Here is a 19,120-nt window from a genome sequence, read left to right as displayed (position 1 = left end):
CCGCTAAATCAATGCAAGCGCGGCATCGGCCCACCGAGGTCGATCAGCTTTTCGCGCAGCCACTGCGCATCGCTGGCTTCGGGGTTGCGGCGCAGGTACTGGCCCAGGTCGTGGCGGGCACCGGCCACGTAGTCCAGCTGCAGGTAGGCCAGGCCTCGGTCACGCAGGGCATCGTCCTGTTCCGGGGCCAGCTTCAGCAGGCGGTCGGCACTGCGCGCGGCACGGTCCCACTCGCTGGCTTCGGCATACACACCGTGCAGGTTGCGCAGCATGCGGATGAGAATCGCGCGGGTCGGCGCCGGGTCGAGGATCTGGGCCAGCACCTGGTCGTCCGGGGCCTGCCCGCCGAGGTGTGACTTGGCGCGCTCGCGCAGCTCGTCCACGTCCAGCGGGCGACCGCCGTTGAACGGATCCATCACCAGCACGCCGTCGTCCACCGGCAGGCGCACCAGGAAGTGGCCGGGGAAGGACACGCCGTCCAGCGGAATGCCCAGGCGACGGGCGACTTCCATCTGCACCAGGGCCAGCGAGATTGGGTTGCCCAGCCGCCGCTCGAACACCTGGTTGAGGTAGCTGTTGCGCGGGTCGTAGTACTCCTGGTGGTCGCCGCTGTAGCCCAGTTCGTCGAACAGGTGGCGGTTGACCGCGGCCATCTTCAGCGGCCAGCGCTCGATGGTGTCCACTTCCGCGCGCAGGTGGTCGACATGGCTCTGCACGAGTGCGTCGTACACACCGGGCTGCAGGTCGGGGTATTCATCGCGCGCGATCAGCAACGCGGTCGGCAACAGTGGCAGCGCCTCGTCATCGACGTCGGCCAGTGCATCCCAGTCGGGGAGTGTGATCCGGTCCTGCATGGCCACAGACTGGAGGCAATCGCAGGTGGTTTCAAGCGGTGTGGCGTGAAAAGAACCGCGCCTTGAAGAAACGCGGTCAGAGCCCTTTCGCGCGCGAAAGGGATCCGGCCCCGGATCCGTGCTCATCCACGCATGGCGTGGATCTACTCGATGCCCGGGCCGAAGGTCAGCGGCGTGCCGTCCTTCAGCTTCAGCTTCTCCGCCTGGCCGGCGTTGAGCTCCAGCACGTAACGCGCCGGGCCAGCGCTGGGGTAGGGCGGGCACATGTCGCCGGCCGAGCACGGCGGCACGTCGCGCTGCTGGCTGACCAGCCTGCGCTCGCTGTCGAAGTACAGGATGTCCAGCGCGATCTTGGTGTTCTTCATCCAGTACGCCTGCATTTCCTCGCGCTCGTGGATGAAGAGCATGCCGTTGTCGGCCGGCATCTGGTCGCGGAACATCAGCCCGCGGGCGCGGGTTTCATCATTGGTGGCCAGCTCCACCTGGTAACGGGCGCCGTCCAGCTCTACCCAGTGGCGGGCGGCATCGGTGGCGCAGCCGGTCAGGGCCAGCAGGGGGAGGATCAGCAGCGAGCGCAGCGACATGTCAGCGTCCTTCGGGAAATTCAGAGCACGACCGGCGGTTCGCCGCCGACGATCACCACATCGGCGCGACGGCGCGCGAACAGGCCCACGCAGACCACGCCCGGCAGCTGGTTGAGCTCGCGCTCCAGCTTTTCCGGATCGGTGATCTCCAGGTTGTGGATGTCCAGGATCTGGTTGCCATTGTCGGTCACCACGCCCTCGCGCCAGGTCGGCTGGCCGCCGGTCATGTCGCGGATCTGGCGGGCCACCAGGCTGCGCGCCATCGGGATCACTTCCACCGGCAGCGGGAACCTGCCCAGCACCGGCACCTGCTTGCTCGGGTCGACGATGCAGACGAAGCGCTCGCTGGCCTCGGCGATGATCTTCTCGCGGGTCAGCGCGGCGCCACCGCCCTTGATCAGGCACTTGTTGGCATCGCACTCATCGGCGCCGTCCACGTACAGCGACAGGCTGCCGGCGTGGTTCAGTTCGATCACCTCGATGCCGTGCTGCTTCAGGCGGGCGGTGCTCTGTTCGGAACTGGACACCGCGCCCTTGATGCGGTGCTGGATGCGGGCCAGGGCATCGATGAAGTAGGCAACGGTGGAACCGGTGCCGACGCCGACGATCATGCCGTCCTGGACGTATTCGATGGCTTTCTCGGCGGCAAGGCGCTTGGCTTCGGTCATGGGAGGACTCTCAGGCAGGGAATCAGGATTTCTTTTCGAGCGACAGCAGCAGCTTCCACTGCGCGGCCGTCACCGGGAACACCGACAGGCGGTTGCCCTTGGCAACCAGCGGGAAGCCCTCGCCGAGTTCGTCGGCATGCAGCTTGATCTCGTCCAGCGCGATCACCTGCTTCAGCTTGCGCTCGAAACCGACGTCCACCAGCATCCAGCGCGGGTTTTCGCGCGTGCTCTTGGGGTCGTGGTAATCGGATGCCGGGTCGAACTGGGTGTCGTCCGGGTAGGCCGCGCTGGCCACCGTGGCCAGGCCGACGATGCCCGGCACCTTGGTATTGGAGTGGTAGAACAGGATGCCGTCGCCGACCTGCATGCCATCGCGCATGAAGTTGCGCGCCTGGTAGTTGCGCACCCCGTTCCAGGGCTCGACCTTCACCTTGGCCAGGTCATCGATGGAAAAAGCGTCCGGTTCGGACTTCATCAGCCAATAGCGCTTGCGGGCGGTCATGCGTTCACGGGGGCAGCGGAGGGGAACAGGGTGCCGTCTTCGGTGCAGATCGCATCCACCGGCACGTCCCACGACGCCACCGGCAAGGACCCGACCTGCTGCACCGCGAACGCCGCACCGACCAGCCAGGGCGGCGCCGGCCGGTCGTGGCGGAAGGCGAAGCTGCGATCATACCAGCCGCCCCCCATGCCCAGCCGCCGGCACTGGCTGTCGAAGCCGACCAGCGGGGTCACCACCAGCGCCATCCGTGCCGGCTCCAGGGTGTCTTCCAGGGCTACGTCCGGTTCGGGGATGCCGTAGCGGTTGCTGGTCAGCGGCTGGCCGGGACGCCACGGCGCGAAGCGCAGCACTTCGCCGGCCAGCACCGGCAGGCAGTAGGTGAGGGCTTCGGGCAGCTGCAGCTGCCAGCGGTGCAGGGCGATCTCGCCATCCAGCGCCCAGTAGCCGGCCACCGGGCCGGAGCGTGGGGCGAAGGGCAGGGCGAGCAGGGCATCGGCCAGCGATTCGGCGGCGGCGATGCGCGCGGGCGCAGAAAGATCACGGCGGCGTTGCCGCAGGTCGTGGCGCAGGGCCTGGCGCGGGTCGGTCATGGCAGCGTGCGGCGGGGGGAACAGCCGTCATTGTGCCGGAAAGAACAAGGGCGACGCCCGAAGACGCCGCCCTTGCTGGAATATTGCATTCTCCGCAATGTCGATGCATGCGAAACGACCTTGAACCCGGGGGCTCAAGTGGGAACGCTGGAGAACCATCGGGCTTCCCGCTACAAGGCGGACCTGCACTCCCGGCGCTGTCGCGCTCCCGGTGTCGTTCTTAAGGGACAAGGCGAATGTTTGCACATGCCGTCGAGTACCGCAGAGAACGCGTGGCCATTATAGCCAGCGCGCAGGATCTGGATAGGCCGTTCGTCGGCAACAGTACGTGCCAATTCAGTTATGAAAAGACGCGATGCACACCCTTCTCACGTACTGCTGTCGATCGCGCGGTCCAGGCGCCGGTTCAGATCAGCCAGCGTCTGCTGCAGGGCCACCGCCTGGCGGGCGTTCTCGTCGCGCAGCAGCTGAAGTTCGTGGGCCAGGTTGAGCGCGGCCAGCACGGCCACGCGGTCGACCGCGGCCATCCGGTTGCTGCCCCGGATCTCGCGCATGCGCGCGTCGAGCAGGCGCGCGGCGGCCATCAGGCTGTCGCGTTCATCGCCACCCACGCCGACCGTGTATTCACGATCGAGGATGCGGACACTGACCGGTTCGGCGCTCATGTGTGCTGCTCCAGGGATTTGAGCCGGCTGATCATCGCTTCCACCCGCGAGCGGGCCTGCTCGTTCTTGGCCAGCAGCGTCGAACGCTCGGTCACCAGCTGTTCCTGCTGGTGGCGCAGGCTGCGGTTCTCCTCGGCCAGGCGCTGGTTACGTTCAAGCAACGCGTCCACGCGGGCGGCAAAGGCCTGCAACTGGGCAAGGGGGTCGGCGGGTTCCATGCCGCACGATAGGCAAGCCGGGCAAGGGCGGTCAAGCGTTGCCGCAGCAGGGCCGGGCTGCCACGGGGAGGACCCGGTCGGGTTGCTACACTACCGGGCTCACGGGCGCGCGCGTGCGCACCCCGGGTTTCCCTTACGAACGAGCCGCACGATGACCGAACTTCCCTCCGTCGACGACGTTTCCCGCGCCAGCCAGGAACTGGGCCTGGGCGCCACCGCTGCCGAGCTGCATGGCGGCCTGTGCGGCTGGCTGGCTGCAGGCGGCGCCCCCGGCAATGACTGGCCGGCACGCGTGCTGGCCGACGACAACCTGGCCCCGGTACCTGAGGGCAGTGCGCTGGCGCAGCTGCTGGAAGCCACGATCAAGCAGCTGGAAGACCGCGACTTCGCCTTCGAACTGCTTCTGACCGACAACGACGACGTGGCCGCGCAGGCCGACGCGATGTTCGCCTGGACCCGCAGCTTCCTCGGTGGCTTCGGCCTGGGCAGCGGCGGCCGCCGCCCGACCCTGTCCGAAGAGGGCGAGGAAGCGCTGACCGACATGGCGAGCCTGGCTCGTGCCTCCAGCGAGGATTTCGAGGCCGGTGGCGAGGACGACGACGAAGCCCTGTCCGAGATCGAGGAGTTCATCCGCGTAGCGGTGCTCCTGCTGCACGGTGACGTTGTGCTGGCCGCGCGCCACCGCCAGCGCCTGAACTGATGGATATCAAGCAGCGCACCGGCATCGCGGCCGGAGAGTACAAGCGTCGCCGGCGCCAGCTGATGGACATGGCCGGCGACGACGCGATCCTGGTGCTGCCGGCCGCATCGGAGAAGGTGCGCAGCCTGGATACCCATTACCCGTACCGGCAGGACTCGGACTTCCAGTATCTGAGCGGCTTCCCGGAACCGGAAGCGGTGCTGGTGCTGATTCCGGGACGCCGCCATGGCGAGGCCCTCCTGTTCTGCCGCGAGCGCGACGCCGAGCGCGAAGCCTGGGACGGCGGTCGCGCCGGCCAGGACGGTGCGGTGGCGCAGTACGGCATGGACGATGCGTACCCGATCGACGACCTGGACGACATCCTGCCGGGCCTGCTGGAAGGGCGTTCGCGCGTCTATTACCACTTCGGCCGCGACGCGGACTTCGACCTGAAGCTGATCGGCTGGGTCAACCGCGTGCGTTCGCAGGTGCGCCACGGCGCGCAGCCGCCGCATGAGTTCCTCGAGCTGGGCCACCTGCTGCACGAGCAGCGCCTGTTCAAATCCGGTGCGGAAGTGGCGCTGATGCACCACGCCGCGCAGATCAGCGTGCGTGCGCACCTGGCCGCAATGCGGGCGGCGAAGGCGGGCATCCATGAGTACGAGCTGCAGGCCGAACTGGAGCGCGTGTTCCGTGCCAGTGATGCGGTGCCGGCCTACAGCAGCATCGTCGGTGCCGGCCGCAACGGCTGCATCCTGCATTACCGGGACAACAACGCGCGTTCGCGCGATGGCGAGCTGGTGCTGATCGATGCCGGTGCCGAGTATCGTGGCTACGCCAGCGACATTACCCGCACGTTCCCGGTGAATGGCCGCTTCAGTGCCGAGCAGCGCGCGCTGCATGACCTGGTAGGCGAGGCGCAGGCGGCAGCGCTTGCACAGGCGAAGCCGGGCGTGGCCTACGAGACCGGTCACCTGGCGGCAGTGCAGACCCTTACCGAAGGCTTGTTGCGGCTGGGCCTGCTGAAGGGCACGCTGGAAAAGAACCTGGCCGAGGGCCTGTACCAGCGCTTCTACCGGCACAAGACCGGTCACTGGATCGGCCTGGACGTGCACGACGTGGGCGATTACCGCCTGGCCGGCGATTCGCGACTGCTGGAGCCGGGCATGGCCTTCACCATCGAGCCGGGCCTGTACATCGGTGCGGACGATACGACGGTGGAGCCGCGCTGGCGCGGGATCGGCATCCGTACCGAGGATGACGTGTTGATCACCGATGACGGCCACCGCGTGCTGACCGAGGGGCTGGCGCGCAGTGCGGATGAGATTGAAGCGGTGATGGCGGGTTGAGGGTTTTGGGGTAGCAGGGCTTGCAGCCCTGCACCTGCTCACTGCAACGGCAGCGTCAACTTCAACGTCAAAAGCGGGCATTCCGTGGGATGGCAAGGCACTGTGGGTGTGCGGGGACGCCGTAAACCCATCCATGGGGGCTTGGTCGCCGCATCCATGCGGCTCACACCCCGCAAACCCACAGTGCCCCGCCTTCGACAGGTTCACGCGGCTGTGGGAACCTGCTGGTGGTGGGTGCCGACCGTTGGTCGGTACATCTATTGGATATCGAATGAATCATCCACGCATGGCGTGGATCTACGGGTAGGTGTCGACCTTGGTCGACACAGAGCGAGCGCAGCGAGCGACCCGCATTTGATTTTCTTTTTCTTTTCCGTGGCTGGCGCGCACGGAAACTGTCCGTGGCCGGGCGGATGGGTTGCGCAGGGGCTTGAGCCGCATGGATGCGGCGACCGAGCTTACATGGACGTACTTGCAGCGTCCCCTGCGCAGCCCATCCGCCCGGCCAGACCTCAGTAATCCTGCCGCACCCAGCGCCCAGCCAGGAGGGGCTCAGCCCTTGGCTGCCGCAAACTCCGGGCGTGTCAGGTTCTCCGCTTCGTCCTCGGTGCACAGCACTTCGTCTTCGATGCGGATGCCGCCATACGGGCGGAAGAAGTCCACGCGGTCCCAGTTCACCGCATCGCCATGGCCGGCAGCCTTCACTTCGTCCAGCAGCATGTCGATGAAGTACAGGCCCGGTTCGATGGTCACCACCATGCCCGGTTCCAGCACGCGGGTCAGGCGCAGGTAGGGATGGCCGGCCGGGCGCTCGATGCGGCCGCCTTCCTCGCTGGCCGCGAAACCGGCCACGTCGTGCACCTGCAGGCCGATCAGGTGGCCGATGCCGTGCGGGAAAAATGCGGCGCTGACGCCGGTTTCCAGCGCGGTCTGCGGCGAGACCTTGATGACGCCGAAGTCCTTCAGCACGCCCATCAGCGAAAGATGCGCATCCACGTGCAGCTGCTTGTAGTCGAAGCCCGCACGCACCGCCGCGCACATCTGCTGCTGGGCGGCATCCACGGCCTCGATCATCGCCGCGAATTCGTCATGGCCCTTGGCCGCGTAGGTACGGGTGATGTCGCTGGCGTAGCCATGCGCGCTGGCGCCAGCATCGATCAGGAAGCTGCGCAGCGGCTGCGGTGCGGTGCGGCCCAGTTCGGTGTAATGCAGCACCGCGGCGTGTTCGTTCAGCGCAACGATGTTGCCGTACGGCAGCTCGTTGGCATCCTGGCCCACGGCCTGGCAGTAGGCCATGTGGATGTTGAATTCATCGGCGCCATTGTGGAACGCCGTCTCTGCAGCACGATGGCCGCGCACGCCCAGCACCTGCGCCTGGCGCATCAGTGCGATTTCATACGGCGTCTTGTAGGCGCGGTGCCATTCCAGATGGTTCACCACCGGCGCCGGGTTGTTTGGCACGTAGGCACCCAGCGCGCTCTGCGGCTCGCCGAGGATCGCGCAGCGCGACGGATCAGCCGGCAGCAGCGCCAGCGCCTCTTCCGGCTTGCGGATGATGTGGATGTCGAAGTGCTCCACCCACCAGCCGCTGGGGGCATCCGGCACCACGTGCCAGTAATCGAACGGCTGGTGGAAGATCACCGCTGGGCGCTTGCCCGGGGTGAATACCACCCAGCTGTTGGGCACGCGGGTGAGCGGCAGCCACGCCTTGAACTGCGGGTTCACCGCGTACGGGTAATCGCGATCGTCGAACATCTGGTAGTGCAGGGTGCCGCTGGGCACCACCAGGTGGTCGAAGCCGCCGCCGGCCAGCGCCTGTTCGGCGCGTCGGCACAGCACGGCCAGGTGGTCGGAATACAGGGCGCCAGGGTCTTGCTGGATCATTGCGGTGGCTCGACACGGGAAACGGCCCTAGATTCTGCCGCATACCGCAAAAAACCGCTGTGCAGGAACCGGCACTCAGCCTGTCGAAACCGGCGCCTCGTCGCTGTCCTCGCCGATCCATGCACGCAACAGCTGCCGATGTTCGCGCGACAGGGTGAGGAAACGGAAACCGGCCCAGCTCTGCCCCGGGGCATGCGCCGGCTCGCTCCACAGCAGGTGCACGCCCACATCGATGGCCGCGCTGCGGCCGTCGCCCAGTGGCAGCGGGAAGCGCAGCTGGTACAGCGCGTCGTCGCGCAGCGGCTGGCTCGCCAGCATCAGCATGCCGGTTTCGGAAACATTGCCCAGCCGGCCGACCACGCTCGCGCGCATCTGGTCGGTGACCGGGACCAGGTCGGACACCTGGCGGCGCGGCGCGCGGCGGGTGTCCTGCGGCGGTAGCTGGCTCATGCGTCAGGCTCCTGGCGGCGACCACCGGCCAACGTGCGCAGGGCGGACAGGCTGGCCTGCCAGGCGCGGTCGACAAGGCGGCCTTTTTCTTCGGTGACCAACTGCGCCCGGCCTGCGGCCATCTGCCGGGCCAGCGTATCCAGGTCGGTCTCGCTGCTTTTCTGCCCGCGCGGATTGACGAACAGCACGTGCCCGGTCAGCAGGCTGTACCAGGACAGGCGCTGGCGGCGCACGCTGCCATCTTCGCCGGCGAGGTCGAACCAGCTGCCGAAGGGCAGGTTGGTCAGCTGCTCATGGCAGGCCTGCTCGGCCGCGCTGCGCGGTGCGGCGTCGTGGGTGCTGGTGCTGCCCGTCGCATGCTCGCCCAGGCGCGCGCGCGCCTTCAGGCGTGCACTGAGTTCGGTGCGCGAGGTGTGCTCGTCCTCGCCGCCGGGCGTGGCCAGGCGGCGGGCCACCGCCGAGGCTTCCTCGGGGTGGTAGCCGACCTGCAGCAGGGCCGCTTCCACTTCCGCGGCCAGCGGCGCGTCGGGCACGCTGTCGGCCTCGGCGGGCGCGGCGGTGACTGCGGCAATGCGTTCGGTCTGCTGCAGGCGTTCCTGCCACTGCGCCGAGTCATCGCCGTGGCGCAGCCGGGTCAGGGTCAGGGCGTCAGCCCAGGCCTCGCGCAGCAGGGTCTGCACGAAGCGGGGCGGCTCCTGTGCCTGGCAGTGCTGGTCGATCTGCGCGCTGGCTTCGCGGCGGGCCAGGGCCAACCGCTCCTTGCCGCGCGCTGCTTCCACATGGCGGCGTTCGGCCAGCTCGGCGCGATGCGCGGCGGCGCGCTGGTGCTGCTGGATTTCCTCGTTGGCCGCAGCGAATGCTTCGGGCGTGCGCGCGTCCTGGCCCAGCAGTCCCTGCACGCTCTGCGCCAGGCGCTGCATCAGCTGCGGGTCCACGTCGTCGTCGCCCAGCCAGTTGGCACCGGCTTCGGCGATGGTGTTGAGCAGTTCGCGCGCGGGATGTTCGTCGCGTACGAAGAAGGCGGGGTCGGCCATCGCCGCGCGCGCCAGCGGCACCTGCAGGCGGGCCAGCAGGGCGGCCGGCACGGGGTCGGGACGCTGTTGCTGCTGGACCTGCTGCAGCAGCAGGCGCAGCAGGTCGAGGTGGTCGCGATCGTGGCTGGCCAGCTGGGCCTGTGCGCCGTGCTCACTGCGCAGCTGCGCGGTCACCGCGCTCTGCAGGTCGGTGATGCTGGTGGCGGCGCCGGCCTGGGCCTGCAGGCGCGCCAGCACCGCATCCACCAGGCCGCTGGGCACCGAGGGCGGTTCGATGGCCATCGGTGCGGCATGCCGGGCCTGCTGCAGCAGGTCGTGCAGCAGGTTGGCCGGGGGCGTGGTCAGTTCCGGGTTGGCCGCACCCGGTGGAACGGTGTCGGCGAAGGCGTTCTGCATCAGCGCCGACCACGAACCCGCGCGGCCGGAGCTGCCCCAGCCGGTCAACGGCTCGGCCGAACGCGGTGCAGGCTGCGTGGCGCGGCCACCGCCGACGGACTGGGTGATGATGCGGCGGGTGCTGGATGAGCGCGCCAGGTACGGGGTGTAGACCAGGCCCGGCAGCACGCCGTGCTGGGCCAGCAGGTTGTTGGAGCGCTCCAGGACATCGCCGAGGCGTTCCAGCAGCTGGCGTTCGAAGCTGCGATAGAGCGCCAGCTGCAGTTCCGCGCTCAGCCCATCCTGTTCGGCCAGGCGCCGCACCAGGGTGCACAGCGCCTGCGGCGCCAGCGGAAGGGTGTCGTTGTCGAATGCCGGGGCGGCGGCCAACACTGCCAGGCGCTGGCCGAGCAGGTTCAGGGCATTGCCCGAACGCTGGTTTTCCCGGCGCACCATCTCGGTCAGCACCAGGTTGCGGTCCACTTCGTGGTCATCCACCAGCGACAGGCCCAGCAGGCCCGGCGGGCGGGCGGGCGCGCTCGGCGGCGCGGTGTCCTGCGGCGCGCGCAGCTGCACCAGGCTGTCGGCCAGCGCATCGAGCATGCGGTCGCAGAAGCTGCCGGCAAACGCATGCAGCTGGCCACGCTGCGCCAGCAGCTCGGCCTGCATCTGCGGATTGCGTGCGTGGTCGGCATCGTGCAGCAACGCCTGTTCGGCCGCTTCCACGGTAAGGATCAGCGGCGCGGTCAGCACATGGCGGCACAGCACCAGCAGTTCACCCAGCAGCTCGCGCACGCGTGGGGGCAGGTCTGCGGCGGCCAGGCGCGCGCTGTCAGGGGTGGCAAAGGGGAAAGCGGCAGACATCGGGTGCAGTTCCGGGATTCCCGCGAATCGACATGGGAATCTACCGTGTCGGCAGCCGCGGGCGCTACTTGAGCAATTTCTGCGGTGGGCGCCCGTTCAAACGCAGCGAAGGCCGGCCAGCGGCCGCATCCGCCGGGCATGGCCCGGCGCTACAGGAACAGACTCACCACGTCGTTGGTGAAGCGGCGGCCCAGTTCGGTCGGCTGCACGTGGTCGCCGGCCACCTCCAGCCAGCCGCGTTTCACGGCTTCGGCCAGCGGTGCGTCCAGCACGCTGCGCGGCAGGCCGGTGCGCGATTCGAAATCGCGCAGGCCGAAGCCCTCGTGCAGGCGCAGCAGGTTCAGCATGTACTCGAAGGGCAGGCGGTCGGCGGCGATCACTTCGTCGCCCCCGAACGAGGCCGGGCTGCCGGCGCTGTCCATGTAGGCCTGCGGATGCTTGAGCTTCCAGCGCCGCAGCACGTGTTCCTCGGCACCGGAGCTGATCTTGCCGTGCGCGCCGGCGCCGATGCCCAGGTAATCGCCGAAGCGCCAGTAGTTCAGGTTGTGTGCGCTCTGCCGGCCGGGGCGGGCATAGGCACTCACTTCGTACTGGCCGAAACCGGCCTGCGCCAGCAGCGCCTGGCAGTGCTCCTGCATGTCCCAGGCGTTGTCCTCGTCGGGGATGCCCTGCGGCGGCCGCGCAAAGAACACGGTGTTCGGTTCCAGGGTCAGCTGGTAGTGCGAGATGTGTGCCGGCTGCAGCGCGAAGGCGCGTTCCAGGTCGGCTTCGGCACCGGCCAGGGTCTGTTCCGGCAGCGCGTACATCAGGTCGATGTTGAAATTGTCGTAGCCCGCGTCCTGCGCCATCTTCACCGCGCGCTCGGCTTCGCCACTGTCGTGGATGCGGCCCAGGCGCTTCAGTGCGGCATCGTCGAAGCTCTGGATGCCGAAGCTGAGGCGGTTCACGCCGGCCGCGCGGTAGCGGTCGAAGCGACCGTGCTCGGCGGTGCCCGGGTTGGTTTCCAGGGTGATCTCGGCATTGGGCGCAAAGCGCAGGCGCGCGCTGGCCTGCTGCAGGAAGCGGTCGATCGCTTCCGGCGGGAACAGGCTGGGCGTACCGCCACCGAAGAACACGCTGTGCACCACCCGGCCCCAGACCAGTGGCAGGTCCTGGTCGAGGTCGCGCAGCAGGGCGTCGACGTAGGCCTCGAACGGCAGCTCGCCCTTGGTCTGGTGCGAGTTGAAATCGCAGTATGGGCATTTGCGCACGCACCACGGCAGGTGCACGTACAGCGACAGCGGCGGCGGCACCAGGCGCGGCGCGGTGTCGTGTGCGTGGTCGGCGGAACAGGCTTCGCCGGGCAGGTGGTTGCAGTGGTCGTGGTCGTGCGGCATGGGCGTCATCGGTAGTGCCGGCCGCTGGCCGGCTTCCCTGGGGTAATCAGAGGGGCGTCAGAGCCAGCGGGCCAGCTGCTGCTTGAGCTGCTGCAGGGCGGTGGCGCGGTGGCTGATGGCGTTCTTCAGCGCCGGCTCCATCTCCGCGGCGGTCAGGCCGTGGGTGGTATCAAGGAACAACGGGTTGTAGCCGAAGCCGTTCGTGCCGCGCAGTTCGCGGATGATCTGGCCTTCCCAGCGGCCTTCGCAGATCAGCGGCTGCGGGTCGGTGGCGTGGCGCAGCAGCACGATGACCGCATAGAAGCGGGCCGTGCGCTGGCCATCGGGAATGTCGGCCATCGCCTCCAGCAGCTTGGCGTTGTTGGCCGCGGCATTGGTCGGATGGCCGGCGTAGCGCGCGCTGTACAGACCGGGCGCTCCGCCGAGCGCATCGACGATCAGGCCCGAATCATCGGCCAGTGCCGGCAGGCCGGTGGCCTCGCAGGCCGCGCGTGCCTTCAGCAGCGCGTTCTCGACGAAGGTCAGGCCGGTTTCCTCCACGTCACCCAGACCCAGCTCGGCAGCCGAAGTGATCTGCAGCGGCAGGTCGGCGAGGATCTCCTGCATTTCCACCAGTTTGCCGGCGTTGTGGCTGGCAAGCACGAGCGTCTTCATCAGCGGGGCTCCAACAGGTCCCAGGTGTTGCCGTACAGATCGCGGAACACCGCGACGGTGGCATAGGCTTCTTCGCGCGGCGCTTCCAGGAACTCGACGCCGGCGGCGACCATCGCCGCGTGGTCGCGGTGGAAGTCATCGGTGTTGAGGAAGAAGCCGACGCGGCCACCGGTCTGGTTGCCGATGCGGCTGCGCTGTTCCTCGTTGCTGGCGCGGGCCAGCAGCAGGGCGGCAGCGCTGCCATCGGTCGGCCCGACCACCACCCAGCGCTTGCTGCCCTGGTCGATGTCGTCCAACAGGGCGAAGCCGAGCTTGCCGGTGTACCAGGCAATGGCTTCGTCGTAGTCGGCCACTACCAGGGTGGTCAGGGCGATCCGCCGGTTCATGCCGACAGCGCCGCCTGCTGTGCGGCCAGCAGCTCGCCCACGCCCTTTTCGGCCAGGCCCAGCAGCGCGTCCAGTTCATCGCGGCGGAAGGCGTGGCCTTCGGCGGTGCCCTGCAGCTCGATGAAGCCGCCACCGTCGTTCATCACCACGTTCATGTCGGTGTCGCAGTCGCTGTCTTCGGCGTAGTCCAGGTCCAGCACCGGGGTGCCGCGGTACACGCCCACCGACACGGCCGCCACTGCGCCGAGGATCGGGTTGCGCTTGATGTCGCCACGCTTCATCAGCACGTTCACCGCATCGACCAGGGCCACGTAGGCGCCGGTGATGGCGGCGGTGCGGGTGCCGCCGTCGGCCTGCAGCACGTCGCAGTCCAGGGTGATGGTGCGTTCGCCCAGGGCGTTGCGGTCGACGCAGGCGCGCAGGCTGCGGCCGATCAGGCGCTGGATTTCCAGGGTGCGGCCGCCCTGCTTGCCACGCGCCGCTTCACGGTCGCTGCGGGTGTGGGTGGCGCGCGGCAGCATGCCGTATTCGGCGGTCACCCAGCCTTCGCCCTTGCCACGCAGGAAGCCCGGTACGCGGTTTTCCACGCTGGCGGTGCACAGCACGCGGGTTTCACCGAAGCACACCAGCACCGAACCCTCGGCATGGCGGGTGAAGCCGCGTTGGATGACGACCGGGCGGAGCTGGTCGGGCTGGCGGCCACTGGGGCGGGAATCGGACATGGTGCGGGTTCCGTAAGGGCAGGGGAGTACGCCGCCATGCCCGCGACCTTGACGGGGCGGGCAGGGGGGCTCAGGTGAGGGCGCTAGGGTACCATTCCCCCTTTGCACGCACCGGACACATTCCATGATTCGAAGCATGACCGCCTATGCCGGCGGCGAGCGCGTCACCCCGTGGGGCACGCTGGGCTGCGAGCTGCGCTCGGTCAACCACCGGTTCCTGGAAGTGGGCACCCGCCTGCCCGAGGAACTGCGTGCGCTTGAACCGCAGCTGCGCGAGCGCATCGCCGCCCGCCTGAGCCGCGGCAAGCTGGACCTGGTCATGCGCCTGCGTGCGCCGGAAGGTGCGGCCAGCCTGCAGGTGAACGAAGCGCTGCTGGGCCAGCTTGGCCAGCTCGCGCACCGCCTGACCTCCGATTTCCCCAACCTGCAGGTCAGCTTCACCGAGCTGCTGCAGCTGCCGGGCGTGACCCAGGGCGAGGCCACCGACGCGGCGGCCCTGCAGGCCGAGGCGCTGTCGCTGCTGGACCAGGCGCTGGACGGCTTCGTTGCTGCCCGTGAACGCGAGGGTGACAAGCTGGCCGCAGCGATCTCCGAGCGCGTGGACGGCATCGAGCGCATCGCTACTGACGTGCGCACGCTGATTCCGGCCATTCGCGACGGACAGCGCGCCAAGCTGGCCGCCCGCCTGGCCGACCTGCCGCACCCGGTCGACCCCGGCCGTGCCGAGCAGGAGCTGGTGATGTGGCTGCAGAAGCTGGACGTGGACGAGGAGCTGGACCGCCTGGGCAGCCACATCGTCGAGATCCGCCGCGTGCTGAAGCAGCGCGAGCCGGTCGGCCGCCGCCTGGACTTCCTGCTGCAGGAGTTCAACCGTGAAGCCAATACGCTGGGCTCGAAGTCGGTGGACAGCCGCACGTCCAATGCCGCGGTGGAGCTGAAGGTGCTGATCGACCAGATCCGCGAGCAGGTGCAGAACATCGAGTGATGTGCAGCGGGGCGCCTTCGGGCGCCCTTCTTCATTGGGTTGAGTGCAGGTAGCCACGCATCGATGACGCGAACGACCCTCATCTGGCGATACGTCGCGCTGTGGACCTGCTGGATGAGGTTCTGGATGTCGCCGGGCTGGAAAATGACGCACGCGCCCAGGCGGCGCTGGCCTTGGCTTTCTGCGACCGGCTGGGGGGCCGCCTGGATGCCGGTCGACGCGCGGCGGTCGACGCCGCGCGCTGCTATTGGAACCGGCAGGACGGGGCAGGGCGGCGCCGGTGGCACGCTGTCTATCTTTCCCGGCTCGAACGGCAGCACGGCTTGAGCCCTTATGATGCATTGCAGTTCTGTTTGAGGAGTTGTCACATCCCGGCGATGCAGGCCTCCTTCAACAACCTGCGTACTTCTTTGGCGCCTTCTCCGGCCCGATTCTCCAGATTGCTTCCCCGAACTTCCATCGGGCTGACATGGCGCTCGCGCGACAGGCTGCGCCCACCCTTCAGGATCCCGTTGGCTTCGGTAACGCTGCCCATGAGTTCGGCAAGAAGATGGTTGTCCATGGCTCACTTCCCGTTTTGGATGACGTTGGGCAACGTTTTTTTGTGTGAGTACGCCACTGGCGTACGTGCGTCAATGGCGTACATTCTGGTCCGCTGGCTCCGCGGCCAGATCAGCGATTGCAAGCCGCTCTGTTAAAGTTGCGTGCCCGCACCCCGGGGAGCCATCTGCCGGGCCTGGTTCCAGGATGTTCCGCGCAGCTCCCGCCGTGCTGGCGCGATCCTCCGCGCCGGTTCTGGAACATCGAGGATAAATTTTGCGAAATCAACAATTTGGGTTCCGCGCATGAGTACCCCGTCCACCCCGTCGGCCGCCGTTGCGCGCGGCACGCTGTACATCGTTGCCGCCCCCTCGGGTGCCGGCAAGAGCAGCATCGTCAACGCCACCCTGGCGCGCGACCCGCAGATCGCCCTGTCCATTTCCTTCACCTCGCGCGCCATGCGCCCGGGTGAGGTGAACGGCGAGCACTACCACTTCGTCAGCGCCGAGACGTTCGAGGAAATGATCGCCGACGGCGATTTCTTCGAGCATGCCTGGGTGCACGGCGACTGGAAGGGCACCGCCCGCCAGTCGGTGGAACCGCAGCTGGCCGCCGGCCATGACGTGCTGCTGGAGATCGACTGGCAGGGCGCCCAGCAGGTGCGCCAGCTGGTGCCGGGCACGGTGACGGTGTTCATCCTGCCGCCGTCCAAGCAGGCCCTGCAGGACCGCATGCGCAAGCGCGGCCAGGACAGCGAGGCGGTCATCGCCCAACGCCTGGGCGCCGCCCGCGATGAAATGCTGCACTTCAACGAGTTCGACTACGTCATCGTCAACGAGGTGTTCGACACCGCCGTGGACGAGCTGTGCGCCATCTTCACCGCCAGCCGGCTGCGCCGGGAGGTCCAGAAGGTCCGCCACGCCGGCCTGATCCAGGCCCTGCTGACCCCCGATGCCGGCGCAACTGACTGATTCCAAAAGAATCGAGTAGGGGTTGGCTTGATTTTGCCCAGCCCCTGCCAGTACACTCCGTCCCCTTTCCCTCATTCGACTGAGCGGCCGACCGGTCGCCGGGAGCCCGTATGGCCCGCATCACCGTAGAAGATTGCCTGGAAGTCGTTAACAACCGTTTCGAGCTGGTCATGATGGCCTCCAAGCGTGCCCGTCAGCTCGCCAACGGCGTGCAGGCCACCCTGGACAACGACACCGAAGACAAGCCGACCGTGCTGGCACTGCGCGAAATCGCCGCCCGCAAGATCGACAACGCGCTGATCGACGAAGTCGAGAAGTCCGAGCGCGAGCGTGCCGAGCGTGAAGCGCTGGAGTGGGCCGCCGCTGAAGTGGTCGCCGACGAAGACATGTCCAAGAACGACGATTGATCGCATCGATCAATGCCGTTGCTTGACCGCTGAACAGCCCGCTCCGTGCGGGCTGTTTCGCATTCAGGGTTTGCCGTAATCGGCGCGCTGGCATAGGCTTCTGGCATGAACCCAGGCCCCACTGCCAAGGTAGCCGCGCCCACCGCCGCGGCCGTACCTGATTACGTCCTCCAGCTCGAACGCGCCGCCCATTACCTGCCGCCGGAACAGCTGCCGCTGCTGCGCCGTGCCTGGGAAGTCGGTGCGTCGGCGCATGCTGGGCAGACGCGCAAGTCGGGCGAGCCCTACATCACCCATCCGGTGGCCGTGGCCCAGGTGCTGGCCGAGCTCGGCCTGGACGTGGAGGCGCTGATCGCTGCGATCCTGCACGACACCATCGAAGACACCCCGCTGACCCGCGAAGAGCTGGCCTCGGAGTTCGGCGAGGCCGTGGCCGAGCTGGTCGACGGCGTGACCAAGCTGGACAAGCTGAAGTTCCGCGACCGCCAGGAAGCGGCCGCCGAGAGCTTCCGCAAGATGCTGCTTGCGATGTCGCGCGACCTCCGCGTGATCATGATCAAGCTGGCCGACCGCCTGCACAACATGCGCACCCTGGGCGCGCAGAGTCGTGAAGCGCGCAGCCGCATCGCCCGCGAAACGCTGGAGATCTATGCGCCCATCGCCCAGCGCCTGGGCATGAGTCTGGTCAAGAGCGAGCTGCAGAACCTGGGCTTCAAGGCGCTGTACCCGTGGCGCCACGCCATCCTGGAAAAACACATCCGCAGCCAGCCGGTGGTACGCCGCGAGGCGATGGCGCAGGTGGAAGTGCAGCTGTCGCAGCGGCTGGCCAAGGAAGGCATCGAACACCGCCTGGTCAGCCGCATCAAGACGCCGTGGAGCATCTACAACAAGATGCACGACGAGAACAAATCCTTCGACCAGGTGATGGACGTGTTCGGCTTCCGCCTGGTCGTGCGCAGCGTGCCCAGCTGCTACCACGCGCTGGGTTCGGTGCATGCCACCTTCAAGCCGCTGGATGGCCGCTTCCGCGATTTCATCGCCATTCCCAAGGCCAACGGTTACCAGTCGCTGCACACCGTGCTGTTCGGGCCCTACGGTTCGCCCATCGAGGTGCAGATCCGCACCGAGGAAATGGACCTGATCGCCGAGCGCGGCGTGGCTGCTCACTGGACCTACAAGTTCGGTGGCGATTCGCCCAACAGCGCGCAGAGTCGCGCCCATGCCTGGATCGTCGAACTGATCGATTCGCAGCGCGCCGCCGGTTCCTCGCTGGAATTCCTCGACAACGTGAAGGTCGACCTGTTCCCGGACGAGGTCTACCTGTTCACCCCGAAGGGCAAGATCCTGGCCCTGCCGCGCAACTCGACCGCGCTCGATTTCGCCTACGCGGTGCATACCGACGTCGGCAACATGGCCGTGGCCTCGCGCGTGGACAAGAAGCTGGTGCCGCTGCGTACCAAGCTGGTTTCGGGTCAGTCGGTGGAAATCATCACCGCGCGTTCGGCCACGCCCAAGCCGCAGTGGCTGGAATTCGTGGTCACCAGCAAGGCGCGCACCGCCATCCGCCACCAGCTCAAGCAGCTGGAGCACGAAGATGCCGTGCAGCTGGGCCACCGCATGCTGGACCGCGCGCTGGAAGCGATGGATTCCTCGCTGGAACGCCTGCCCAAGGGGCGCCTGGATGCGTTCCTGGCCGAACACCGTTTCCCGCGCCTGGAGGCCCTGTTGGCCGAAGTGGCGCTGGGCAACTGGATGCCGACGCAGGCCGCGCAGGCGCTGATGGCCTATGCCGAGCTGCGTGGCGGTGCGAATTCCCGCCAATATTCGCAGGAAAAAATCCTCATCAACGGCAGCGAACGGGGCGTGGTCACCTTCGCCGGGTGCTGCCAGCCGATTCCCGGCGACGAGATCATGGGTTACCACACCGCCGGCAAGGGCATCGTGGTGCATCGCGTGGATTGCCCGAACCTGGCCGAGCTGCGCAAGTCACCCGAACGCTGGGTGCCGATCGGCTGGGACACCACTGTGTCCGGCGATTACAACACTTCGCTGGTGGTGGAAGTGGAGAACGGCACCGGCGTGCTGGCACAGCTGGCTGCGGCCATCGCGCAGAGCCACTCCAACATCGAACGCGTGGATTACCTGGACCGCGACTTCAACGCCGCCGTGCTGGCGTTCAACATCCAGGTGCGCGACCGCAACCACCTGGCCGAAGTCATGCGACGCCTGCGCCGCCTGTCGGTGGTGCAGTCGGTACGCCGCCAGTAAATCCACGCCATGCGTGGATGACGTTGCGGTAGCGGGGGGGCCCGGCGCGCGGCGGGGGGGCCGCGGGGGGGCGCGCCGGCGGCCCCGCCGGGGGG

The 19,120-nt window shown here is 67.8% G+C and carries 21 protein-coding genes and 1 other RNA gene; 6 read left to right on the top strand and 16 right to left on the bottom strand.

What is annotated here, in order from left to right:
* Positions 1-8: 8 nt before the first annotated feature.
* The 8 genes from AC1VXD_RS07600 to AC1VXD_RS07565 all read right to left on the bottom strand — a co-directional run bounded on the left by AC1VXD_RS07600 (position 9) and on the right by AC1VXD_RS07565 (position 4,081).
* Positions 9-854, bottom strand: a complete 846-nt coding sequence (locus AC1VXD_RS07600; protein ID WP_108760432.1) for a SirB1 family protein — start codon at positions 852-854, stop codon at positions 9-11.
* A 143-nt stretch (positions 855-997) separates the two neighbouring features.
* The gene (locus AC1VXD_RS07595; RefSeq protein WP_482991547.1) at positions 998-1,438 is read right to left on the bottom strand and encodes a DUF192 domain-containing protein; all 441 of its coding nucleotides are present in this window, start codon (positions 1,436-1,438) and stop codon (positions 998-1,000) included.
* 20 nt (positions 1,439-1,458) lie between these two features.
* Positions 1,459-2,106 carry a ribose-5-phosphate isomerase RpiA gene (gene rpiA, locus AC1VXD_RS07590; protein WP_482991546.1) on the bottom strand — a complete coding sequence of 216 codons (648 nt, stop codon included), beginning with the start codon at positions 2,104-2,106 and terminating at the stop codon, positions 1,459-1,461.
* Positions 2,107-2,128: 22 nt separating this feature from the next.
* Positions 2,129-2,608, bottom strand: a complete 480-nt coding sequence (locus AC1VXD_RS07585; protein WP_079223085.1) for an EVE domain-containing protein — start codon at positions 2,606-2,608, stop codon at positions 2,129-2,131.
* Entirely contained in the window at positions 2,605-3,198 is a 594-nt protein-coding gene (locus AC1VXD_RS07580) for a 5-formyltetrahydrofolate cyclo-ligase (protein ID WP_482991545.1), read from the bottom strand. The genes AC1VXD_RS07585 and AC1VXD_RS07580 overlap by 4 nt, the downstream gene beginning before the upstream one ends.
* A gap of 85 nt (positions 3,199-3,283) precedes the next feature.
* Positions 3,284-3,469, bottom strand: a non-coding RNA gene (gene ssrS / locus AC1VXD_RS07575) — 6S RNA.
* A gap of 97 nt (positions 3,470-3,566) precedes the next feature.
* Complete coding sequence (locus AC1VXD_RS07570) at positions 3,567-3,863, bottom strand: cell division protein ZapA (RefSeq protein WP_108769880.1); 297 nt, start codon at positions 3,861-3,863, stop codon at positions 3,567-3,569.
* A complete protein-coding gene (locus AC1VXD_RS07565; protein WP_482991544.1) occupies positions 3,860-4,081 on the bottom strand; it encodes a TIGR02449 family protein in 222 nt (73 codons plus the stop codon). Before AC1VXD_RS07565 ends, AC1VXD_RS07570 begins: the two co-directional genes overlap by 4 nt.
* A 151-nt stretch (positions 4,082-4,232) precedes the next feature.
* Here AC1VXD_RS07565 and AC1VXD_RS07560 point away from each other — a divergent pair, with 151 nt between their 5' ends.
* Entirely contained in the window at positions 4,233-4,781 is a 549-nt protein-coding gene (locus tag AC1VXD_RS07560; RefSeq protein ID WP_482991543.1) for a UPF0149 family protein, read from the top strand.
* Between the two features lie 5 nt (positions 4,782-4,786).
* Positions 4,787-6,109, top strand: a complete 1,323-nt coding sequence (locus AC1VXD_RS07555; protein ID WP_482991602.1) for an aminopeptidase P N-terminal domain-containing protein — start codon at positions 4,787-4,789, stop codon at positions 6,107-6,109.
* Positions 6,110-6,661: 552 nt separating this feature from the next.
* On the opposite strand, the gene pepQ is transcribed toward AC1VXD_RS07555, so the two are convergent.
* From pepQ to rph, 7 genes are all read right to left on the bottom strand, one after another.
* Positions 6,662-7,993 (bottom strand): Xaa-Pro dipeptidase, encoded by a 1,332-nt coding sequence (gene pepQ, locus AC1VXD_RS07550; RefSeq protein ID WP_482991542.1) that lies wholly within the window; start codon positions 7,991-7,993, stop codon positions 6,662-6,664.
* Positions 7,994-8,068: 75 nt separating this feature from the next.
* Positions 8,069-8,443, bottom strand: coding sequence for a PilZ domain-containing protein (locus AC1VXD_RS07545; RefSeq protein ID WP_482991541.1), 375 nt, complete (start codon positions 8,441-8,443; stop codon positions 8,069-8,071).
* A complete protein-coding gene (locus AC1VXD_RS07540) occupies positions 8,440-10,716 on the bottom strand; it encodes a DUF1631 family protein (RefSeq protein WP_482991540.1) in 2,277 nt (758 codons plus the stop codon). Before AC1VXD_RS07540 ends, AC1VXD_RS07545 begins: the two co-directional genes overlap by 4 nt.
* Positions 10,717-10,865: 149 nt before the next feature.
* Complete coding sequence (hemW, locus tag AC1VXD_RS07535) at positions 10,866-12,092, bottom strand: radical SAM family heme chaperone HemW (RefSeq protein WP_482991539.1); 1,227 nt, start codon at positions 12,090-12,092, stop codon at positions 10,866-10,868.
* Positions 12,093-12,149: 57 nt separating this feature from the next.
* Complete coding sequence (rdgB, locus tag AC1VXD_RS07530) at positions 12,150-12,746, bottom strand: RdgB/HAM1 family non-canonical purine NTP pyrophosphatase (protein ID WP_482991538.1); 597 nt, start codon at positions 12,744-12,746, stop codon at positions 12,150-12,152.
* The gene (locus AC1VXD_RS07525; RefSeq protein ID WP_108769872.1) at positions 12,746-13,132 is read right to left on the bottom strand and encodes a VOC family protein; all 387 of its coding nucleotides are present in this window, start codon (positions 13,130-13,132) and stop codon (positions 12,746-12,748) included. Before AC1VXD_RS07525 ends, rdgB begins: the two co-directional genes overlap by 1 nt.
* Entirely contained in the window at positions 13,129-13,854 is a 726-nt protein-coding gene (gene rph, locus AC1VXD_RS07520) for a ribonuclease PH (RefSeq protein ID WP_005410889.1), read from the bottom strand. The genes AC1VXD_RS07525 and rph overlap by 4 nt, the downstream gene beginning before the upstream one ends.
* A 124-nt stretch (positions 13,855-13,978) precedes the next feature.
* On the opposite strand from rph, the gene AC1VXD_RS07515 reads away from it, so the two are divergent.
* A complete protein-coding gene (locus AC1VXD_RS07515; protein WP_482991537.1) occupies positions 13,979-14,839 on the top strand; it encodes a YicC/YloC family endoribonuclease in 861 nt (286 codons plus the stop codon).
* Between the two features lie 364 nt (positions 14,840-15,203).
* On the opposite strand, the gene AC1VXD_RS07510 is transcribed toward AC1VXD_RS07515, so the two are convergent.
* Entirely contained in the window at positions 15,204-15,401 is a 198-nt protein-coding gene (locus AC1VXD_RS07510) for a hypothetical protein (protein WP_482991536.1), read from the bottom strand.
* 283 nt (positions 15,402-15,684) lie between these two features.
* Between AC1VXD_RS07510 and gmk the strand changes: the two genes are divergently transcribed.
* From gmk to AC1VXD_RS07495, 3 genes are all read left to right on the top strand, one after another.
* Complete coding sequence (gene gmk, locus AC1VXD_RS07505; RefSeq protein WP_482991535.1) at positions 15,685-16,350, top strand: guanylate kinase; 666 nt, start codon at positions 15,685-15,687, stop codon at positions 16,348-16,350.
* Between the two features lie 110 nt (positions 16,351-16,460).
* Positions 16,461-16,757, top strand: a complete 297-nt coding sequence (rpoZ, locus tag AC1VXD_RS07500; RefSeq protein ID WP_482991534.1) for a DNA-directed RNA polymerase subunit omega — start codon at positions 16,461-16,463, stop codon at positions 16,755-16,757.
* A gap of 105 nt (positions 16,758-16,862) precedes the next feature.
* Complete coding sequence (locus tag AC1VXD_RS07495; protein WP_482991533.1) at positions 16,863-19,025, top strand: RelA/SpoT family protein; 2,163 nt, start codon at positions 16,863-16,865, stop codon at positions 19,023-19,025.
* Positions 19,026-19,120 lie beyond the last annotated feature (95 nt).

The organism is Stenotrophomonas sp. STEN054 (assembly GCF_056854535.1).
The sequence above is the reverse complement of the archived record's forward strand: the minus strand, read 5'-3'. Positions and strand labels throughout refer to the sequence as shown.

Coding starts and splice junctions, on each gene's coding strand:
- gmk (WP_482991535.1), top strand. CDS start 15,685: ATGAGTACCCCGTCCACCCCGTCGGCCGCCGTTGCGCGCGGCACGCTG.
- AC1VXD_RS07580 (WP_482991545.1), bottom strand. CDS start 3,198: ATGACCGACCCGCGCCAGGCCCTGCGCCACGACCTGCGGCAACGCCGC.
- rph (WP_005410889.1), bottom strand. CDS start 13,854: ATGTCCGATTCCCGCCCCAGTGGCCGCCAGCCCGACCAGCTCCGCCCG.
- AC1VXD_RS07525 (WP_108769872.1), bottom strand. CDS start 13,132: ATGAACCGGCGGATCGCCCTGACCACCCTGGTAGTGGCCGACTACGAC.
- rdgB (WP_482991538.1), bottom strand. CDS start 12,746: ATGAAGACGCTCGTGCTTGCCAGCCACAACGCCGGCAAACTGGTGGAA.
- rpoZ (WP_482991534.1), top strand. CDS start 16,461: ATGGCCCGCATCACCGTAGAAGATTGCCTGGAAGTCGTTAACAACCGT.
- AC1VXD_RS07510 (WP_482991536.1), bottom strand. CDS start 15,401: ATGGACAACCATCTTCTTGCCGAACTCATGGGCAGCGTTACCGAAGCC.
- AC1VXD_RS07545 (WP_482991541.1), bottom strand. CDS start 8,443: ATGAGCCAGCTACCGCCGCAGGACACCCGCCGCGCGCCGCGCCGCCAG.
- AC1VXD_RS07515 (WP_482991537.1), top strand. CDS start 13,979: ATGATTCGAAGCATGACCGCCTATGCCGGCGGCGAGCGCGTCACCCCG.
- hemW (WP_482991539.1), bottom strand. CDS start 12,092: ATGCCGCACGACCACGACCACTGCAACCACCTGCCCGGCGAAGCCTGT.
- AC1VXD_RS07560 (WP_482991543.1), top strand. CDS start 4,233: ATGACCGAACTTCCCTCCGTCGACGACGTTTCCCGCGCCAGCCAGGAA.
- AC1VXD_RS07570 (WP_108769880.1), bottom strand. CDS start 3,863: ATGAGCGCCGAACCGGTCAGTGTCCGCATCCTCGATCGTGAATACACG.
- pepQ (WP_482991542.1), bottom strand. CDS start 7,993: ATGATCCAGCAAGACCCTGGCGCCCTGTATTCCGACCACCTGGCCGTG.
- AC1VXD_RS07595 (WP_482991547.1), bottom strand. CDS start 1,438: ATGTCGCTGCGCTCGCTGCTGATCCTCCCCCTGCTGGCCCTGACCGGC.
- rpiA (WP_482991546.1), bottom strand. CDS start 2,106: ATGACCGAAGCCAAGCGCCTTGCCGCCGAGAAAGCCATCGAATACGTC.
- AC1VXD_RS07585 (WP_079223085.1), bottom strand. CDS start 2,608: ATGACCGCCCGCAAGCGCTATTGGCTGATGAAGTCCGAACCGGACGCT.
- AC1VXD_RS07600 (WP_108760432.1), bottom strand. CDS start 854: ATGCAGGACCGGATCACACTCCCCGACTGGGATGCACTGGCCGACGTC.
- AC1VXD_RS07565 (WP_482991544.1), bottom strand. CDS start 4,081: ATGGAACCCGCCGACCCCCTTGCCCAGTTGCAGGCCTTTGCCGCCCGC.
- AC1VXD_RS07540 (WP_482991540.1), bottom strand. CDS start 10,716: ATGTCTGCCGCTTTCCCCTTTGCCACCCCTGACAGCGCGCGCCTGGCC.
- AC1VXD_RS07495 (WP_482991533.1), top strand. CDS start 16,863: ATGAACCCAGGCCCCACTGCCAAGGTAGCCGCGCCCACCGCCGCGGCC.